Raw genomic sequence first — 16,420 nt, forward strand, 5'->3', positions numbered from 1 at the left:
TCAGGCGGCGGCCAGAGCCCGGGTGACGGCTTCGACGCCGGTCAGGGAGGCGGTAAGGGCGGAGAGGTCGGGCCTGACCGTCAGGGCGGGCTTCAAGCGGCGGAGATAGGCCGCCTGAGGCGTTTCCAGGGCGCCGAACTGGCTGAGATGCTCGGTCAGGAACTGGGCGTCCAGCAGGGTCCAGCCGCCGGTTCTGAGGCGCGCGACCAGATGCACCAGCGCGACCTTGGAGGCGTCGCGTTCGCGGCTGAACATGCTCTCGCCGAAGAAGGCGCCGCCCAGCGACACGCCGTACAGGCCGCCGACCAGCCGCTCGTCCCGCCAGCATTCGATGGAGTGGACATGGCCCATGGCGAACAGGGCCGAGTACAGTCGCCGGATCGGGCCGTTGATCCAGGTGTCCTGGCGATCCTTCCCTTGAGCCGCCGCGCAGCCGTCCAAGACCGCCTCGAACGCCGTGTCGATGCGGATGTCGAAGGGTTCGGCCCGCACGGTCCGGCGCAGGCGGCTGGGGATGTGGAAGGCGTCCAGCGGTATGACGCCCCGCTGGTCCGGCTCGACGATGAAGACGCGCGGATCGTCGCGCGTCTCGGCCATCGGAAACACGCCCCGGGCGTAACAGGCCAGCAGGTCCTCGGGGCCGAAACCGCCGAAAGGCCCGCTGGCGCTGAAATCGGGGTCGGTCAGCTTTCGCCCTTCTGACGGGCCGCCCACTTCTCCAGCCAGTGGATGTCGTAGTCGCCCGACAGGATGTCCGGCTCGGCCAACAGCTTCTGGAACAGGGGGATGGTGGTGTCGACGCCGCCGATGACCATCTCGTTCAGCGACCGCTTCAGGCGCGCGATGGCCTCTTCGCGGTCGCGGCCGTGGACGATCAGCTTGCCGATCAGGCTGTCGTAATAGGGCGGGATCGAATAGCCGGCGTAGATGGCGCTATCCAGACGCACGCCCAGGCCGCCCGGCGCGTGGAAGTCGGTGATCTTGCCCGGCGACGGGGTGAAGGTCTCGGGGTTTTCGGCGTTCACACGCACCTCGATGGCATGGCCGTCGAAATGGATGTCGTCCTGGGTGAAGGACAGCGGCAGGCCCGCGGCGATCCGCACCTGTTCGCGCACCAGGTCGACGCCGGTGATGGCTTCGGTGACGGGGTGTTCGACCTGCAGGCGGGTGTTCATCTCGATGAAGAAGAACTCGCCGTCCTCCCACAGGAACTCGATGGTGCCGACGCCCAGATAGCCGATGGCGGCGATGGCCTTGTTGACCGTCTCGCCGATCTTCTTGCGACCCTCGGCCGAGAGGGCGGGCGAGGGGGCCTCTTCCAGCACCTTCTGGTGACGGCGTTGCAGCGAACAGTCGCGTTCGCCCAGGTGGACGACATTGCCGTGGCTGTCGGCGATGACCTGAATCTCGATGTGGCGCGGCTTCTGGAGATAGCGCTCCATATAGACGGCGCCGTTGCCGAAGGCGGCCTTGGCCTCGGACTGGGCGGTCTGGACCGCTTCGACCAGGTCGTCAGGCGTCATCGCCACCTTCATGCCGCGCCCGCCGCCGCCGGCCGCCGCCTTGACGATCAGGGGGAAGCCGATGGACCTGGACGCCTCGATGGCGGCCTCGACCGTCTCGACCTCGCCGTCCGAGCCTGGAACGACGGGGATGCCCGCATCCTTGACCGTCTGTTTGGCGCTGATCTTGTCGCCCATGACCCGGATATGTTCGGGCTTGGGACCGATGAAGGTCATGCCGTGGGCTTCGACGATCTCGGCGAAGCGCGCGTTCTCGGACAGGAAGCCGTAGCCGGGGTGGATCGCCTGGGCGCCGGTGATCTCGGCCGCCGCGATGATCGAGGGGATGTTCAGATACGACTTGGCGGCCGAGGCCGGGCCGATGCAGACGCTCTCGTCCGCCAGCCGCACCCACATGGCGCCGCGGTCGGCCTCGGAGTGAACGGCGACGGTGGAGATGCCCATCTCCTTGCACGCGCGGTGGATGCGCAGCGCGATCTCGCCCCGGTTGGCGATCAGGACCTTGGTGAACATCAGGGCGCCTTAGGCTTCCAGCAGGACGAGCGGTTCGCCGAATTCGACCGGCTGGCCGTCGCCGACCAGAATGTCCGCCACCACGCCGTCGCGCGGCGCCTGGATCGGGTTCATGGTCTTCATCGCCTCGACGATCAGCAGGGTCTGGCCCTTCTTGACCTTGTCGCCCGGCTGGACGAACGGCGCGGCTTCCGGCGAGGGCTGCAGATAGGCGGTGCCGACCATCGGCGACTTCACCTCTTCGCCGGCGCGGGCGACGATGGTGGCGGGATCGGACGGCATCGAAACCGGGGCGGCGGCGGCAGCGGTCGCGGCGACCGGAGCGGGAGCGGCGGCGTACTGCACCGGGGCGGCGTTGACGGTGACTTCGCGGGCGACGCGGATTCGCAGTTCGCCGCGCTCGACCTCGACTTCGGTCAGATCGGTCTCGTTCAGGATTTCGGCCAGCTGGCGGACCAGGGCGGCGTCGATCTCGGCGTGTTTCTTGTCATCGGCCATTGGAATGCGCCTTGTCTTTCGTGTGTGTAAGCGAACGGGCGGCCTTCAGGGCCGTTCCCGGATCAGGTTGAGGGCCGCCCGGACGGCCAATTCATAGCCGTGCGCGCCGAAGCCGGCGATGACGCCGGTCGCCGCGGACGACACATAGGAGTGATGGCGAAACGCCTCGCGCGCCGCCGGGTTGGACAGATGCAGCTCGATCACCGGGATCGACAGCGTCTTCAGCGCATCGTGCAGCGCCACCGACGTATGCCCATAGGCGGCGGGATTCAGGATCAGGGCGTCCGCGCTTTCACGCGCCTCCTGGATCCAGTCGATCAGCATGCCCTCGTGGTTGGTCTGGCGGAACACGATCTCGGCCCCGCCGGCCGCCTTGACGCACCGCTGCTCGATGTCCGCCAGCGTCTCGCGGCCATAGATGTGCGGCTCCCGAACCCCGAGCAGGTTCAGATTGGGGCCGTTCAGCACGTGGATGACAGGCGTTTCGGCCATGGGCTCCGGAATCGGCGGCGTTTGCAGCACAAGAGGGGCCTTTTAGCCGACGCGCGGCGCGGGTCAAACGGTCCAGGTGAGTGAAGTTTCCCCAAGGGCATGGTCGGCCAAGGCGGTTGGCCCGGATTTCGCAATGCGCGCCGCATCCGTCCCTCGCGGGGACGGGGCCAAGGAGGGCGCAATGCTCCAGAACGGCAAAATGTTTCTTCGCGCGGCGATGGCCGCCTGCGCCGCCCTGGCGGTCGCGGTCGGCGCCTTCGTGCTGGAGATCGGCTGACGGCTGGCGCGCAGGCGTCGCAGCCTCTATGTCCCGGCGGCGCACGCGTCCGGGAGCTCTTTCATGCCTCAGATCCAGTTGAACGGCGAACCGCGCCAAGTCCAGGCGCAGACCATCCTGGCCTTGGTCGAGGAGGTGTCGCTCGATCCTCGCAAGGTGGCGGTGGAGCGCAATCTGGAAATCGTGCCCAAGTCGCTGCATGGCGCGACACCTGTGGCGGAAGGCGACCGGATCGAACTGGTGCAGTTCGTCGGGGGCGGGTGATCAGACCTTGAGGATGGGGCCTTCATAAAGGTTGATTGCGCTATCCGCTGTCATCAGGATCAAGCCTTCGCAACGCGCCTGAGCGATCAGGGCGCGGTCAAAGGGGTCGCGGTGAAGCAACGGCAGTTGGCCCGCGACGATCGCGTGCTTGCTGGTCATGACGACCTCCACGAAACCGTTCACGGCGAGCAGATACTGAAGCCGCTTGGGATCGACCGAGAAGTCCTCGGAATTCCGTGCTGTTTTTATGGCGATTTCCCACAAGCTCATCGCGCTGAAATGAAGAACGTTGTCCCCATCGTTGATCAGTTCACGGGCCTTGTCGCTCAGTCTCCCTGTGTCGAAGGCAGACCAGATCAACAGGTGAGTGTCCAAAAGCAGGTTCACGATTTGCCGTAGAACATCTCTTCGATGTCGTCCTTGAACGGCGTCTTGATGTCATTGGGAACCACGCCTTCGCCCTTCATGAAGCCAATGCGCTGAACCGTCTTCTTCGGCGTGTCCTCAATAGCCGTCACCTTCACCATCGGCTTGCCGGCCTTGGCGATTATGAAGGGTTCGCCCTTCGCTGCCTTTTCGATCAGGCGGGACAAATGCGTCTTGGCCTGATGAATATTGACCGTCTCCATGACGTGTCTCCATTGAACTTAGTCCACTTAGTTTAGTCTATCTGATGGTCTCTCGCAACGCGGTGTGATCCTTGCGACCTTTCGCTCGGCGGCCGGGGCGCGTAGGTCAGCACTCATGACCGATACAGCCAACGAAACCTGGTCCGTCGCCGGCCGCACTTTCAACTCGCGCCTGATCGTGGGCACCGGCAAATACGCCGACTACGCCCAGAACGCCGCCGCCGCCGAGGCTGCGGGGGCCGAGATCGTGACCGTGGCCGTGCGTCGCGTGAACCTGTCTGACCCGAGCCAGCCGATGCTGGTGGACTATGTGAAACCGGATCGCTTCACCTTCCTGCCCAACACCGCTGGCTGTTTCACCGGGGAGGACGCGGTGCGAACCCTGCGCCTGGCGCGCGAGGCGGGGGGCTGGAACCTGGTCAAGCTGGAGGTGCTGTCCAACACCGCCCACCTGTATCCCGACATGATCGAGACGCTGCGAGCGCTGGATCTGCTGATCGAGGACGGCTTCGACGTCATGGTCTATTGCACCGACGACGTCGTGATGGCCAAGCGGCTTGAGGACGCCGGCGCCGCCGCCATCATGCCCGCCGCCGCCCCCATCGGTTCTGGCCTGGGTTTGCAGAACCCGATCAACGTCCGCCTGATCGTGGAACAGGCCAAGGTGCCGGTTCTGGTGGACGCCGGCGTCGGCACGGCCTCGGACGCGACCCTGGCGATGGAGCTGGGCTGCGACGCCGTCCTGATGAACACCGCCATCGCCGGGGCGAAAGACCCGATCCGCATGGCCCGCGCCATGAAACACGCCGTCATCGCCGGCCGCGACGCCTATCTGGCCGGACGCATGCCGAAACGGATGTACGCCGACCCGTCCTCGCCCCTGGCTGGCCTGATCTGACGTTGGGCCTGTCCGGCGGAGCGTTCCGTCGCTAGAAGGCGCGGTTTCCTTCGCGTCAGGGCGGCCATGTCGATCATTCCGGAAAAGCGGCTGAAGGCGGCCATCGGCTTCATCTTCGTGACGGCCGTGCTCGACATCGTGGCGATGGGGATCATCATTCCCGTCCTGCCGCAGTTGATCGAGGACTTCGTCGGCTCCAACGCCCGCGCGGGGATCATCAACGGCGTGTTCGTGGCCCTGTGGGCCGGGATGCAGTTCGTCGCCTCGCCGATCATCGGGTCGCTGTCGGACCAGTACGGGCGACGCCCGGTCATACTGCTGAGCTGCGCGGGCCTGGCCATCGACTATGTGCTGATGGCCTTGGCGCCCAACCTGTGGTGGCTGGCGCTGGGGCGGATCGTGGCCGGCGTCACCTCGTCCAGCTTCACCACCATCTACGCCTATATGGCCGATGTGACGCCGCCGGAGGGGCGGGCCAAGGCCTATGGGCTGATCGGAGCGGCCTTCTCGGGCGGGTTCGTCCTGGGGCCGGTGATCGGCGGGTTCCTGGGAGAGATCGGGCCGCGCGCGCCGTTCTGGGCCGCCGCCGCCATGTCGGGTCTGGCCTTCCTGTATGGTTTGATCATCCTGCCCGAGAGTCTGGCGGTGGAGAAGCGGATGCGGTTCAGCTGGCGGCGCGCCAATCCGGTCGGGGCCATGGTGCTGCTGGGCCGCCATCCCGAACTGACGGGCCTGGCGGGCGTGACCTTCCTGCTGCATTTCGCCCACCATGTCTTTTCGGCGGTCTTCGTGCTGTACGCCCAGTATCGCTACGGCTGGGGCCCGCGCGAGGTCGGGATGCTGCTGGCCATGGTCGGCCTTCTGGACATGGGGATGCAGGGACTGGTGGTCGGGCCCGTCACGAAGGCGCTGGGCGACCGCAAGACCATGCTGCTGGGACTGGTCGGCGGCACCATCGGCATCGCCCTGATGGGCTGGGCGCCGACGGGGTGGATGTTCGTCGCCGCCATGCTGCCGAACGCCCTGTGGGGCTTGGCCATGCCGACGCTGCAATCCCTGATGACGCGCCAGGTGTCCGAGAGCGAGCAGGGCCAGCTGCAGGGCGCGACCATGAGCGTGGCCTCCATCGCCGGGGTAGCCTCGCCCCTGTTCTTCGGCTGGGTCTATTCCCTGTCGGTGGGCGGCGGGTTCGAGCCGCTGACCGGCTGGCTGGATCGGCAGGGCCTGGGTCTGATCGATGCGGTCGTCCATTCACCGGGTCTCAGCTTCTACATCTCGGCCCTGGTGCTGTTGTTGGCGGGCGTCATCGGCTGGATCACGGCCCGGCGGGCGGAACGCGCCGAAACCCTGGCCGTTGATGACGCGCCCACGCCTTGATCCGGCCCGAAACCGGGTGCGGTATGGCGAGGCTTGAAGCCTGTTCTCCTCGGATGACCATGAAGACCCGATCGATCGTGCTCGCCGCCGCCCTGGCCCTGTCGGCCTGCGGCAATCCGCAAAGCTCCAAGGCGCAGGAGGGCGAGTTCGCCCAGCCCACGCGCAGTCCGCCCTCCGATGCGGCCGGAATGAAGTCCAGTTTCGCCCCCGTGGTGCGCGCCGCAGCCCCCGCCGTGGTCAATATCTCGGCGCGCAGCGTGCAGCGGGTGCAGGCCGATCCCTTCTTCCAGTTCTTTGGCGGCGGCATCCCACAGGCGCGGGTCGCCGAGTCGGTCGGATCAGGCGTCATCGTGCGCTCTGACGGGATCGTCGTGACGAACAATCACGTCATCGACGGCGCCCAGCAGATCAAGGTCGTGCTGAACGACCGGCGCGAGTTTCCCGCGACCGTCATCCTGGCCGACGAGCGCAGCGACATCGCCGTGCTGCGGCTGGAGAACGTGAACGACCGTCTGCCGGTTCTGGCCATCGACGATCAGGAGCAGCAGCAGGTCGGCGATCTGGTCCTGGCCATCGGCAATCCGTTCGGCGTGGGCCAGACGGTGACGAACGGCATCATCTCGGCCCTGAACAGGACCGAGACGGGGATTTCCGACTCAGGCTCCTTCATCCAGACCGACGCGGCCATCAATCCGGGCAATTCGGGCGGGGCGCTGGTGGACATGGACGGCGATCTGATCGGCATCAACACCGCCATCTTCTCGCGATCCGGTTCCTCGGCCGGGGTCGGGTTCGCGGTGCCGGCGGCCATGGTCAAGCGGGTGGTGGATTCGGCCCTGGGCGGCGCCCGCGCCGTGGTGCGCCCGTGGCTGGGCGTGAAGGGCGACACCGTCACCAGCGACATCGCCGGCAGCCTGGGCCTGAGCCGGCCGCAGGGGCTGGTCGTGACGGATGTTTACGCCAACGGTCCCGCCGCCCGCGCCGGTCTTCGCCAGGGCGATGTGATCACGGCGGTCGACGGCCAGGAGATCAACGACCAGGGCGGGCTGAACTATCGCGTCGGCTCTCGCAATCCGAACGATCAGGTGCAGATCGCCATCCTGCGCGACGGGCGGCCTCAGACCCTGACGGCGCGGGCCCAGACCCTGCCGGGCGAGGCCGATCCGAAACAGGGAACGGTGATCCAGCAGGGGCCGTTTCAGGGCGCGAGCGTCGCGGCGCTGAGCCCTGCGCTTGCGGACCGATTGGGCGGAGATCCCTTCGCCACGGGCGTCGTGGTGCTGGGCGTGTCCGGACGCGGCTACGCCGCCAGCGTCTTCCGCCAGAACGATCTGGTCCTGGCCGTCAATGGCCAACGCATCAACAGCGTCCGAGAGTTGGAAGCCGCCAGCGCCAGTCGCGGCCCATGGCAGGTGACGATCAACCGCGGCGGCCGCCAGATCACCGGCGTCCTGCGCTAGAAACCGGACGTCAGGCGGGCTTCGGCCCACCGATGGACCAGGTGTGGCCGAAGGGGTCGCGCAGGACGCCGTAGCGGTCTCCCCAGAACTGGTCGGCCATGTCCAGGACCGGTTCGGCGCCGCCGACGACCAGGGCGCGGGTCCACCAGGCGTCCGGGTCGGCGACCTGAAGATGCAGGGTCACGCCGGCGGGGCGCACGTCCTGCACGCCGCTGTATTCGGGAAACTCGTCATTCAGCATGACGCTGGCGCCATTGATCCGCAGATGGGCGTGCATCAGGCGCTCGCCGTCATCGGCAAGGCGGCGATCCAGAACCTCGGCCCCGAAGGCGATGATGTAGAAGTCCACCGCCGCCGAGGCGCCGCGCGACGGGATCGTCAGATGGGGCGTCACGCCCGAAGTCGGGCCTTGGTCGGGGCGGGCGTCGGTCATGAAGGCGGTCTCCGTATCGGGGTGCGATACTAGCGCGTGAAAAGCCGAGTGCGAACGCTTACATAGGTCGCACCCATGAGCGATCTGTTCGAAGCCTCCGGCATTCTGCCTCCCGACGCCCCCCTGGCCGACCGCCTGCGCCCGCGCACGCTGGACGAGGTGGTGGGGCAGGATCACCTGCTGGGGACCGGCGGGCCGATCCGGCGCATGATCGAGGCCGGTCGGCTGAGCTCCATGATCCTGTGGGGACCGCCCGGCACCGGCAAGACCACCATCGCCCGGCTGCTGGCCCAGGCGGCGGGTTATGAATATCAGGCGATCAGCGCGGTCTTTTCCGGCGTCGCCGACCTGAAGAAGGCGTTCGAGGCGGCGCGGATGCGGCGGGCGGCGGGGCAGTCGACCCTGCTGTTCGTGGACGAAATCCACCGCTTCAACCGCGCCCAGCAGGACGGCTTCCTGCCCTTCGTGGAGGCGGGCGTCGTCACCCTGGTCGGGGCCACGACCGAAAACCCCAGTTTCGAGCTGAACGGCGCCCTGCTGTCGCGCAGCCAGGTCTATGTGCTGAAACGGCTGGACGACGCGGCGCTGGATCAGCTGCTGGGCCGGGCCGAGGCGCATATGGAGCGGGCCCTGCCGCTGACGGCCGAGGCGCGACAGGCGATGCTGGCGCTGGCGGACGGGGACGGGCGCTATCTGCTGACCATGTCGGAGGTGCTGTTCGACCTGCCCGAGGACGAGCGGCTGGACGTGCAGGGGCTGGCGGGCGTGCTGCAGCGCCGGGCGCCCGCTTACGACAAGAGTAGAGAAGAACACTATAACCTCATATCCGCCTTGCATAAATCGGTGCGGGGGTCGGACCCGGACGCGGCGCTGTACTGGCTGGCGCGGATGCTGAACGGGGGCGAGGACCCGCTGTATCTGGCGCGGCGGATCGTGCGGATGGCGGTGGAGGACATCGGCGAGGCGGACCCCCTGTCGATCCTGGTCGCCAATGCGGCGAAGGACACCTACGACTTTTTGGGCAGCCCCGAGGGCGAGCTGGCGCTGGCCCAGGCGGTGGTGCATCTGGCCACCGCGCCCAAGTCGGTCGGGGTCTATGAGGCGTTCAAGGCGGCGAAGAAGGCGGCCTATGAAACCGGCTCGCTGATGCCGCCCGCCCATATCCGCAACGCCCCGACCAAGCTGATGAAGTCGCTGGGCTACGGCAAGGGCTATCAATACGACCCCTCGACGCCCGAAGGATTCTCGGGCGCCAACTTCTTCCCCGACGAGATGGACCGTCGCACCTTCTACAAGCCCAAGGGCGAGGGGCACGAGGAGAAGGTCAAGGCGCGGCTGGAGCGCTGGGCCGAGATGCGGGCGCGGATGGCGGCGGACGGGTCCGGCGACTGACTGAACGCCGTTCATTGTTGCCGGTCGAGAACGTGGCTAGTTTTCCGGTCCGACATCCTTGGGAGGGGACGATGATCGAGACTGTAAAAACGCCCTGGCATCTGTGGCTGGTGGGCGTGTTGTCGTTGTTGTGGAATGGATTCGGCGCGTTCGACTTCGTCCAGACGACGACGCGGGGCGAGGCCTATATGCGGGCGTCGGGCTTCGACGACGCCATGGTCGCCTACTACGAGGCCATGCCGAACTGGATGTACGTCCCCTGGATCCTGGGCGTCTGGGGAGCGGTGATCGGGTCGGTTCTCCTGTTGTTGCGCCGCCGCTGGGCTGTCCACGCTTTTGGCTTGTCGCTGCTTGGTGCGCTGGTCAGTCTGATCTATGGCAAGCTGATTGACCCTCCGCCGTCGGCGCCGCCCCAAATGGCGGCCATGAGCTGGATGCCGATCATCATCCTGCTGATTGCGGTTCTGCTGTTTGTGTATGCGTTCAATATGCGCAAACGCGGCGTGCTGCTCTGATGGGCTGACGCAGGGCGCGCCGTCGCGTATGGACGCGCCGTGACCCGTAGTCCTGTCGATCTTTCATCCGACGAAATCGCCGCCGTCCGGTCGTGGGTGATCCACGAGGATGCGCACATCATCGCCTTCTCCAAGCCAGCGGGCCTGTCCAGCCAGGGCGGGCGGATCAAGGCGCATACGCTGGACGATCTGCTGTGGGCGTTCGCGCGGTCGAACGGCAAGCGGCCGGAGCTGGTGCATCGGCTGGACCGTGACACCTCGGGCGTGATCCTGGCGGCCAAGACCAAGCCGGCGGCGGGCTTTCTGGGCAAGGCGCTGCAGATGCGGCGGTTCAGGAAATCCTATCTGGCCCTGCTGTCGGCGGCGCCGGACCCGCGATCCGGCACGGTCGACGCGCCCCTGCGTCGCGAGGAGATCGGGCGCGAATCCTATATGCGGGTCGTGGCCTTCGACGCGCCGGGGGCGCAAGGGTCGCAGAGCCGATACCGCACCCTGGCCGCCAGCGATCACGGGGCGGTGGTGGAACTGGAGCCGCTGACCGGGCGGATGCATCAGTTGCGGGTGCATATGGCGCATCTGGGGCGGCCGCTGATCGGGGACGTGCGCTATGGCGGCGCCCTGACCACGCCGGTCGGGGCCGCGCCGCGCCTGATGCTGCACGCGGCGAAACTGAGCTTTCCGCATCCCGAAGGCGGGACCACGACGGTCGAGGCCCCGCCGCCGGAAGATTTCCAGACGCTGAGGCGCGCGCTGGGTTTATAAAGACGTCCGAACACCGAGGAGCCGCCTGTGATCGCGACCGTTCTGATCGTCATCGTGGCCCTGATCCACGCCTATATCGTGGTGCTGGAGATGGCGCTGTGGACCACGCCGCGCGGGCGAAAGGCCTTCGGCATGAGCGTCGAAATGGCCGAAACGACCAAGGTGCTGGCCGCCAATCAGGGCCTCTATAACGGCTTTCTGGTCGCGGGCCTGGCGTGGGGGCTGTGGCTGGGCGCGGGCGGGTTTCAGATCAAGGTCTTCTTCCTGGCTTGCGTGGTGGTCGCGGGGCTTTACGGCGCGGCGACGGTCAGCCGGAAGATCCTGCTGGTCCAGGCGGTTCCGGCCGGTCTGGCCCTGATCGCCCTGACCTTGCATCTGTGAGGGAACGGCCGTCTGATTGCGACGCTATGTCGTCGAAAGGATTTATCCGATGAAGCGTCTCGCCATCGCCCTGACCGGCCTGTCCGTCCTGGCCCTGACCGCCTGCGCTAGCCTGGCACCCTATGGCCAGCAGCGGGGGAGCGGCGGGCAGGGGTATTCCGAGCAGCGGGTCGAGAGCAACCGATACCGGGTGACCTATAACGGCGTGGGCGCGGCCGGTCGCGTCGCCGATTGGGCGCTGGTGCGGGCGGCGGACCTGACCACCGAACAGGGATATGACTGGTTCGAGGTGACGCAAAGCTGGACCGACGGTCGTCCGGGTGGGGCGGGCGGGGTCCGCCCCAGCGTGTCCATCGGCGGCGGCAGCAGCCGGTACGGCCGCTACTCCGCATCCGGTGTCCGCGCGGGCGTGGGGCCGGACCTCACCCGGCCGCAGCCGACCCCGACCCCCCCGGGGGTCGGCATGGGCCCGGGCGCCAAGCCCAACACCCCCAACGCTTATGATGCGCGCTCCGTGCAGGGCCCCATCCCGCCCTGACCATCGCTTTCGTTGCGGTCCGCGTATAGAAAGCCGCACGATGACACGTTTTCTTCTCGTCGCGATCGGCGGCGCCATCGGCTCGGTGGCGCGCTATGGGCTGGGCGTCGCGGCCGGTCGGTGGGCGCCGAACGCCGGATGGCCGGTCGGCACCTTTGCGGCAAATGTCATAGGCGGCCTGCTGATGGGCCTTCTGGTCGGCTGGCTGGCTTTCCGGGGCGGCGCGCAGCAGGAGGCGGTCAGGCTGTTCGCCGCCGTCGGGGTGCTGGGCGGGTTCACGACCTTTTCGTCCTATTCGCTGGAGGCGGTGCAGATGATCGAGCGCCGCCAGATCGGCCTGGCCGCCGCCTATGTGATCAGCTCGGTGGTCCTCGCCATCGGCGCCCTGTTCGTCGGCCTGATGATCGCCCGCCGCGCCCTTGGAGTTTCCGTTTGACCGACCAGCCGCCCGCAGCCGACGCCCCCAAGCGCGAAGTCCTGACGATCTATGTCGCCGAGGATGAGGACGGCATTCGCCTGGACCGCTGGTTCCGCCGACGCTGGCCGCACCTGTCCAACATCCAGGTGCAGAAGATGGCCCGCAGCGGCCAGATCCGCGTCGACGGCGCCCGCATCAAGCCCGAAGGCCGGCTGACCGCCGGGGCCGCCGTGCGCGTGCCGCCGATCCCCGACGACACCTCGCGCCAGGCCGGGGACGCCCACACCCTGTCCGAAAGGGACATCGCCTTCGCCAAGTCGCTGGTCCTGTACGAGGACGACATGGTCATCGCCCTGAACAAGCCGCACGGACTGGCGGTGCAGGGCGGCACCAAGACCAGCCGCCACGTGGACCGTCTGCTGTCGGCCTGGGGCGAAGGGCTGGAGCGGCCGCGCCTGGTCCACCGTCTGGACCGCGACACCTCCGGCGTCCTGCTGCTGGGCAAGGGGCCGGAGGCGGCCAAGCGGCTGGCGGGCGCCTTCGCGCGGCGTCAGGCCAAGAAGACCTATTGGGCCATCGTGATCGGCAATCCGAAACCCTATTCGGGCCAGATCGACATGCCGCTGAAGAAGACCGGCATCAACGACTTCGAGATGATGCGACCGGCCGAGCGCAAGGACCCGCGCGCGGAACCGGCCGAGACGGCGTTCTCGACCATCAGTCGCGCCTCGCACCGGGCGGCGTGGATGGCGTTGCGGCCCTTCACCGGCCGGACGCACCAGCTGCGCGCCCATATGGCCGGGATCGGCCACCCGATCCTGGGCGATCCGAAATACGGCGACAAGAAATCGCGCGAACTGTCGGGACCGCTGAAGCTGCAACTGCACGCCCGCAGCATCGAACTGGACCACCCGCGCGGCGGCGTCCTGAAGGTCACGGCTCCTCTCAGCCCCGAACTGAAGGCCGGCTTCGCCCACTTCGGCTTCACCGAGGACGAGGCCGAGGACGATCCCTTCCTGGGTGTGAAGAGGGTCCGGTGACGGTCGGCGTCCAGGTCGAGGAGGCCAAGGCTCTGGCCGCCGCAGGGCGGCTGGACGAAGCGTTGGCGCTGTTGAGCCCGCTGGCCGCCCAGGAGGACGCGCCCTGGCAGGCGCTGTCGGTCCAGGCGGACCTGTTGAAGCGTGCCGGGCGGCTGGAAGACAGTATTGAAACCTCGCGCCGGCTGGTCGCCGTGCGTCCCCAGAGCGTACCCGCGCGGCACAATCTGGCCTCGACCCTGGGCGACCTGGGACGGGCGGTGGAGGCGGAACGTGTCTGTCGCGAAGCCATGGCCATAGGCGGCGACGCCCCCGAGACCTGGCTGGTCCTGGCCCGCGCGTTGCAAGCGCAGGGACGGTTCGATGCGGCCGAGGACGCCTATCGCCAGACCTTGGCGCGCCGACCGGGTTATGGCGACGCGCTGGACGACCTGAGCCAGCTGATCTGGATGCGGACCGCCGACGCGGAGGCGGCCTGCGCGCCGCTGGACGCCGTCATCGCCGCGACGCCCGACGATCCGTCGCCTCGGCGGATCAAGGCGCGTCTGCTGGCCTATGCGGGCCAGCCGCGCGAGGGATACGAGGCCCTGATCTCCGGACCGCTGGACGCGCCTGGGGAACTGGCGGCGGCGCAGGCCGTGCTGCCGCTGGACCCGCGCCGCGCCCTGGAGCACGCGGACCGGGCGGCCGTTCTGGCGGGACGACCGATCCCCGCCATCATGGTGACGCAGGCCGAGTGCCGGCTGGCGCTGGGGGAGGCCGAGGCGGCGCTGGCGCTGATCGAGCCGCTGCGGCGCGCCGAACCGTTGGACCAGCACGTTCTGGCCTTCCAGGCGACCGCCTGGCGCATGACGGGCGACGCCCGCTATCGCACCCTCTATGACTATGACGCCTTCGTGCGCCCCTATCGACTGGAAACGCCCGAAGGCTGGGAGACGCTGGACGCCTATCTGGGGGATCTGGCGCGCGCGCTGAACGATCTGCACCAGTTGAAGACCCATCCGGTCGGCCAGTCGCTGCGCGGCGGATCACAGACGCCTGCACCGCTCAGCGAAAGCGATCACCCCGCGATCCGGGCTTTTTTCCGCGCCGTCGATGCGCCGATCCGGGCCTATATGGCGGCGGTCGGGCATGGGGATGACCCGCTGAGATCGCGCAACACCGGCCGCTATCGCGTGATGGGCAGCTGGTCCGTGCGGTTGCAGCCGCACGGTTTTCACGCCGACCATATTCACTCGCGCGGCTGGCTGTCCTCGGCCTGCCATATCGAACTGCCGCCTGCGGTGGCGGGGCAGGGACGCGAGGGTTGGTTGCGGTTCGGCGCGCCGCCAGGACGGGCGGACCTGCCGCCGGAATACTATGTTCAGCCCCAGGCGGGGACCCTGGTGTTGTTCCCCTCCTATATGTGGCACGGCACGGAACCGTTCGGCGGCGAGGCGACGCGTCTGACGCTGGCCTTCGACATCGTGCCCGCCTGACACGCCAAAGGACCGCTGATGACCGACCCTTCCGCTCCCCGCCGTCCACGTTTTGTCGAACTGTCTCCGGACCGCGTCACCCGCTTCTGGAAGGACGTCGGCGTGTCCCCTGCGGACGGGGGCGGTTGGGCTGTGACGTTGGACGGCCGCACGCCGAAGACGCCGGCCAAGGCGCCGCTGGTGCTGCCGACGGAGGCGGCGGCGCGGTTGGTCGCCGATGAATGGGCCGCACAGGGCGAGTTTCTGGACCCGCATTCCATGCCGGCGACCCGCCTGGCCTCCACCGCCATAGATCGCGTCAGTCAGGCGCGAGAACCGGTCGCCGAGGAGATCGCCGCCTACGCCGGGTCCGACGCGATCTGCTATTTGGCCGAACATCCGACGCCGCTGGTCGAACGGCAACAGCGCGAATGGACGCCGTGGCGCGATTGGGCCGCGCGGGAGCTGGGCGTGAGGCTGGAGCCGGTCGAGGGCGTCGTCCATCGCGCCCAGTCGCCGGAAGCCATCGGGCGTGTGAAGGCCCTGGCGCTGCAACTGGACGATTTCCGCCTGACCGGGCTGGCGACGGCGACGCCCTTGCTGGGCTCGGCGGTGCTGGGCCTGGCCCTGGAGCGCGGGGCGTTGACGGGGGAGGCGGCGTTCGACCTGTCGCGCATCGAGGAAGACTTCCAGGAAGGTCAGTGGGGCGTGGACGCCGAGGCCGAAGAGCGCACAGCCGCCCGCCGGTCGGAGGCGAACCTGCTGGACCGCTGGTTCAGGGCCTTGCGCTGACGATCAGGGCTTCGCGCTCGGAGGGCGTGAGGTGACGCCAGCGGCCCTCGGGCAGGTCGCCCAGACTCAGCGGCCCGATGCGGATGCGGTGCAGGTCCACAACCTCCAGCCCGACCAGTTCGCACATGCGGCGAATCTGGCGATTGCGGCCTTCTTTCAGGATGAAGCGAAGTTGCTGCGGGGCAATTTGGGTGACGCGGGCGGGCTTCAGCTGGCGGCCGTCCAGTTCCAGGCCGTAACGTAGGCGGCTGAGCCTGGCCTCCGTCACCGTGCCGGCGACCTCGACGACATATTCCTTGTCCAGGTCGGACTGGGGACCGATCACGGCCTTGGCCACCACGCCGTCCGAGGACAGCAGCAAAAGACCGCGCGAATCTTCGTCCAGGCGACCGATCGGGGGCAGGGAGGCGTCGCGGGCCGGCGTCTCGCCCTGTCCGACCTTGTTGGCGGGTTTCAGCAGGCGGACGGCGGGGACCTTGCCTGGTTCAGGTTGGCCCGAGACGTAGCCGACCGGCTTGTGAAGAACGATGGTCATGCCCGACGCCAGGGCGGCCTGGGCCGTGTCGTTCAGGGTCAGGGTCTGGCCCGGCTCAATCTTGCGGCCCGCGTCCCGCACGACCTCGCCGTCGATGGAAACCAGGCCGTCGGCGATCAGGCTTTCCGCCTCACGGCGCGAGCAGACACCGGCCTGCCCCAGCCATTTGTTAATGCGCACGGGCGCGTCGCCGTCGTAGGTGCGTGTAAAGGCCATGGGCGGCTGTCTA

Annotated in this window: 21 protein-coding genes; 13 read left to right on the top strand and 8 right to left on the bottom strand. The window is 67.9% G+C overall.

Annotated elements, in window-relative coordinates; all coding sequences use genetic code 11:
• From aat to aroQ, 4 genes are read right to left on the bottom strand one after another with little or no spacing between them, the layout of a single operon-like run.
• Positions 1-687 carry a leucyl/phenylalanyl-tRNA--protein transferase gene (gene aat / locus ACWPV3_RS09200; protein ID WP_453978518.1) on the bottom strand — a complete coding sequence of 229 codons (687 nt, stop codon included), beginning with the start codon at positions 685-687 and terminating at the stop codon, positions 1-3.
• A complete protein-coding gene (gene accC, locus ACWPV3_RS09205) occupies positions 684-2,036 on the bottom strand; it encodes an acetyl-CoA carboxylase biotin carboxylase subunit (RefSeq protein ID WP_292085993.1) in 1,353 nt (450 codons plus the stop codon). Before accC ends, aat begins: the two co-directional genes overlap by 4 nt.
• A 9-nt stretch (positions 2,037-2,045) precedes the next feature.
• A complete protein-coding gene (accB, locus tag ACWPV3_RS09210; RefSeq protein ID WP_453977675.1) occupies positions 2,046-2,534 on the bottom strand; it encodes an acetyl-CoA carboxylase biotin carboxyl carrier protein in 489 nt (162 codons plus the stop codon).
• Between the two features lie 45 nt (positions 2,535-2,579).
• Positions 2,580-3,026 (bottom strand): type II 3-dehydroquinate dehydratase, encoded by a 447-nt coding sequence (aroQ, locus tag ACWPV3_RS09215; RefSeq protein WP_453977676.1) that lies wholly within the window; start codon positions 3,024-3,026, stop codon positions 2,580-2,582.
• Positions 3,027-3,366: 340 nt separating this feature from the next.
• On the opposite strand from aroQ, the gene thiS reads away from it, so the two are divergent.
• The gene (gene thiS, locus ACWPV3_RS09220) at positions 3,367-3,567 is read left to right on the top strand and encodes a sulfur carrier protein ThiS (RefSeq protein ID WP_292085990.1); all 201 of its coding nucleotides are present in this window, start codon (positions 3,367-3,369) and stop codon (positions 3,565-3,567) included.
• Here thiS and ACWPV3_RS09225 read toward each other — a convergent pair whose 3' ends face one another.
• A complete protein-coding gene (locus tag ACWPV3_RS09225) occupies positions 3,568-3,954 on the bottom strand; it encodes a type II toxin-antitoxin system VapC family toxin (protein ID WP_453977677.1) in 387 nt (128 codons plus the stop codon).
• Positions 3,951-4,196, bottom strand: a complete 246-nt coding sequence (locus tag ACWPV3_RS09230) for a type II toxin-antitoxin system Phd/YefM family antitoxin (RefSeq protein ID WP_453977678.1) — start codon at positions 4,194-4,196, stop codon at positions 3,951-3,953. Before ACWPV3_RS09230 ends, ACWPV3_RS09225 begins: the two co-directional genes overlap by 4 nt.
• Positions 4,197-4,311: 115 nt before the next feature.
• Between ACWPV3_RS09230 and ACWPV3_RS09235 the strand changes: the two genes are divergently transcribed.
• The 3 genes from ACWPV3_RS09235 (at position 4,312) to ACWPV3_RS09245 (ending at position 7,931) form a co-directional block, all read left to right on the top strand.
• Complete coding sequence (locus ACWPV3_RS09235) at positions 4,312-5,094, top strand: thiazole synthase (protein ID WP_453977679.1); 783 nt, start codon at positions 4,312-4,314, stop codon at positions 5,092-5,094.
• 66 nt (positions 5,095-5,160) lie between these two features.
• The gene (locus ACWPV3_RS09240; RefSeq protein ID WP_453977680.1) at positions 5,161-6,471 is read left to right on the top strand and encodes a TCR/Tet family MFS transporter; all 1,311 of its coding nucleotides are present in this window, start codon (positions 5,161-5,163) and stop codon (positions 6,469-6,471) included.
• Between the two features lie 59 nt (positions 6,472-6,530).
• Positions 6,531-7,931 (top strand): Do family serine endopeptidase, encoded by a 1,401-nt coding sequence (locus tag ACWPV3_RS09245; RefSeq protein ID WP_453977681.1) that lies wholly within the window; start codon positions 6,531-6,533, stop codon positions 7,929-7,931.
• 10 nt (positions 7,932-7,941) lie between these two features.
• On the opposite strand, the gene ACWPV3_RS09250 is transcribed toward ACWPV3_RS09245, so the two are convergent.
• A complete protein-coding gene (locus ACWPV3_RS09250) occupies positions 7,942-8,364 on the bottom strand; it encodes a VOC family protein (RefSeq protein WP_453977682.1) in 423 nt (140 codons plus the stop codon).
• A gap of 75 nt (positions 8,365-8,439) precedes the next feature.
• Between ACWPV3_RS09250 and ACWPV3_RS09255 the strand changes: the two genes are divergently transcribed.
• The 9 genes from ACWPV3_RS09255 to ACWPV3_RS09295 all read left to right on the top strand — a co-directional run bounded on the left by ACWPV3_RS09255 (position 8,440) and on the right by ACWPV3_RS09295 (position 15,656).
• Positions 8,440-9,756 carry a replication-associated recombination protein A gene (locus ACWPV3_RS09255; protein WP_453977683.1) on the top strand — a complete coding sequence of 439 codons (1,317 nt, stop codon included), beginning with the start codon at positions 8,440-8,442 and terminating at the stop codon, positions 9,754-9,756.
• Between the two features lie 71 nt (positions 9,757-9,827).
• The gene (locus ACWPV3_RS09260) at positions 9,828-10,271 is read left to right on the top strand and encodes a hypothetical protein (RefSeq protein ID WP_453977684.1); all 444 of its coding nucleotides are present in this window, start codon (positions 9,828-9,830) and stop codon (positions 10,269-10,271) included.
• A gap of 39 nt (positions 10,272-10,310) precedes the next feature.
• Positions 10,311-11,033 (top strand): RluA family pseudouridine synthase, encoded by a 723-nt coding sequence (locus ACWPV3_RS09265; protein ID WP_453977685.1) that lies wholly within the window; start codon positions 10,311-10,313, stop codon positions 11,031-11,033.
• A 27-nt stretch (positions 11,034-11,060) separates the two neighbouring features.
• The gene (locus ACWPV3_RS09270) at positions 11,061-11,414 is read left to right on the top strand and encodes a DUF1304 domain-containing protein (RefSeq protein ID WP_453977686.1); all 354 of its coding nucleotides are present in this window, start codon (positions 11,061-11,063) and stop codon (positions 11,412-11,414) included.
• 49 nt (positions 11,415-11,463) lie between these two features.
• Complete coding sequence (locus ACWPV3_RS09275) at positions 11,464-11,952, top strand: CC0125/CC1285 family lipoprotein (protein WP_453977687.1); 489 nt, start codon at positions 11,464-11,466, stop codon at positions 11,950-11,952.
• 40 nt (positions 11,953-11,992) lie between these two features.
• A complete protein-coding gene (crcB, locus tag ACWPV3_RS09280; RefSeq protein WP_453977688.1) occupies positions 11,993-12,388 on the top strand; it encodes a fluoride efflux transporter CrcB in 396 nt (131 codons plus the stop codon).
• Positions 12,385-13,410 carry an RluA family pseudouridine synthase gene (locus tag ACWPV3_RS09285; protein WP_453977689.1) on the top strand — a complete coding sequence of 342 codons (1,026 nt, stop codon included), beginning with the start codon at positions 12,385-12,387 and terminating at the stop codon, positions 13,408-13,410. Before crcB ends, ACWPV3_RS09285 begins: the two co-directional genes overlap by 4 nt.
• Positions 13,407-14,885 (top strand): putative 2OG-Fe(II) oxygenase, encoded by a 1,479-nt coding sequence (locus ACWPV3_RS09290; RefSeq protein WP_453977690.1) that lies wholly within the window; start codon positions 13,407-13,409, stop codon positions 14,883-14,885. The genes ACWPV3_RS09285 and ACWPV3_RS09290 overlap by 4 nt, the downstream gene beginning before the upstream one ends.
• Positions 14,886-14,903: 18 nt before the next feature.
• Positions 14,904-15,656 carry an ATP12 family chaperone protein gene (locus ACWPV3_RS09295; RefSeq protein WP_453977691.1) on the top strand — a complete coding sequence of 251 codons (753 nt, stop codon included), beginning with the start codon at positions 14,904-14,906 and terminating at the stop codon, positions 15,654-15,656.
• Here the strand turns inward: ACWPV3_RS09295 and ACWPV3_RS09300 are convergent.
• The gene (locus tag ACWPV3_RS09300; protein ID WP_453977692.1) at positions 15,640-16,407 is read right to left on the bottom strand and encodes a pseudouridine synthase; all 768 of its coding nucleotides are present in this window, start codon (positions 16,405-16,407) and stop codon (positions 15,640-15,642) included. The genes ACWPV3_RS09295 and ACWPV3_RS09300 overlap by 17 nt on opposite strands.
• Positions 16,408-16,420 lie beyond the last annotated feature (13 nt).

Source organism: Brevundimonas sp. Marseille-Q4549, from assembly GCF_976940555.1.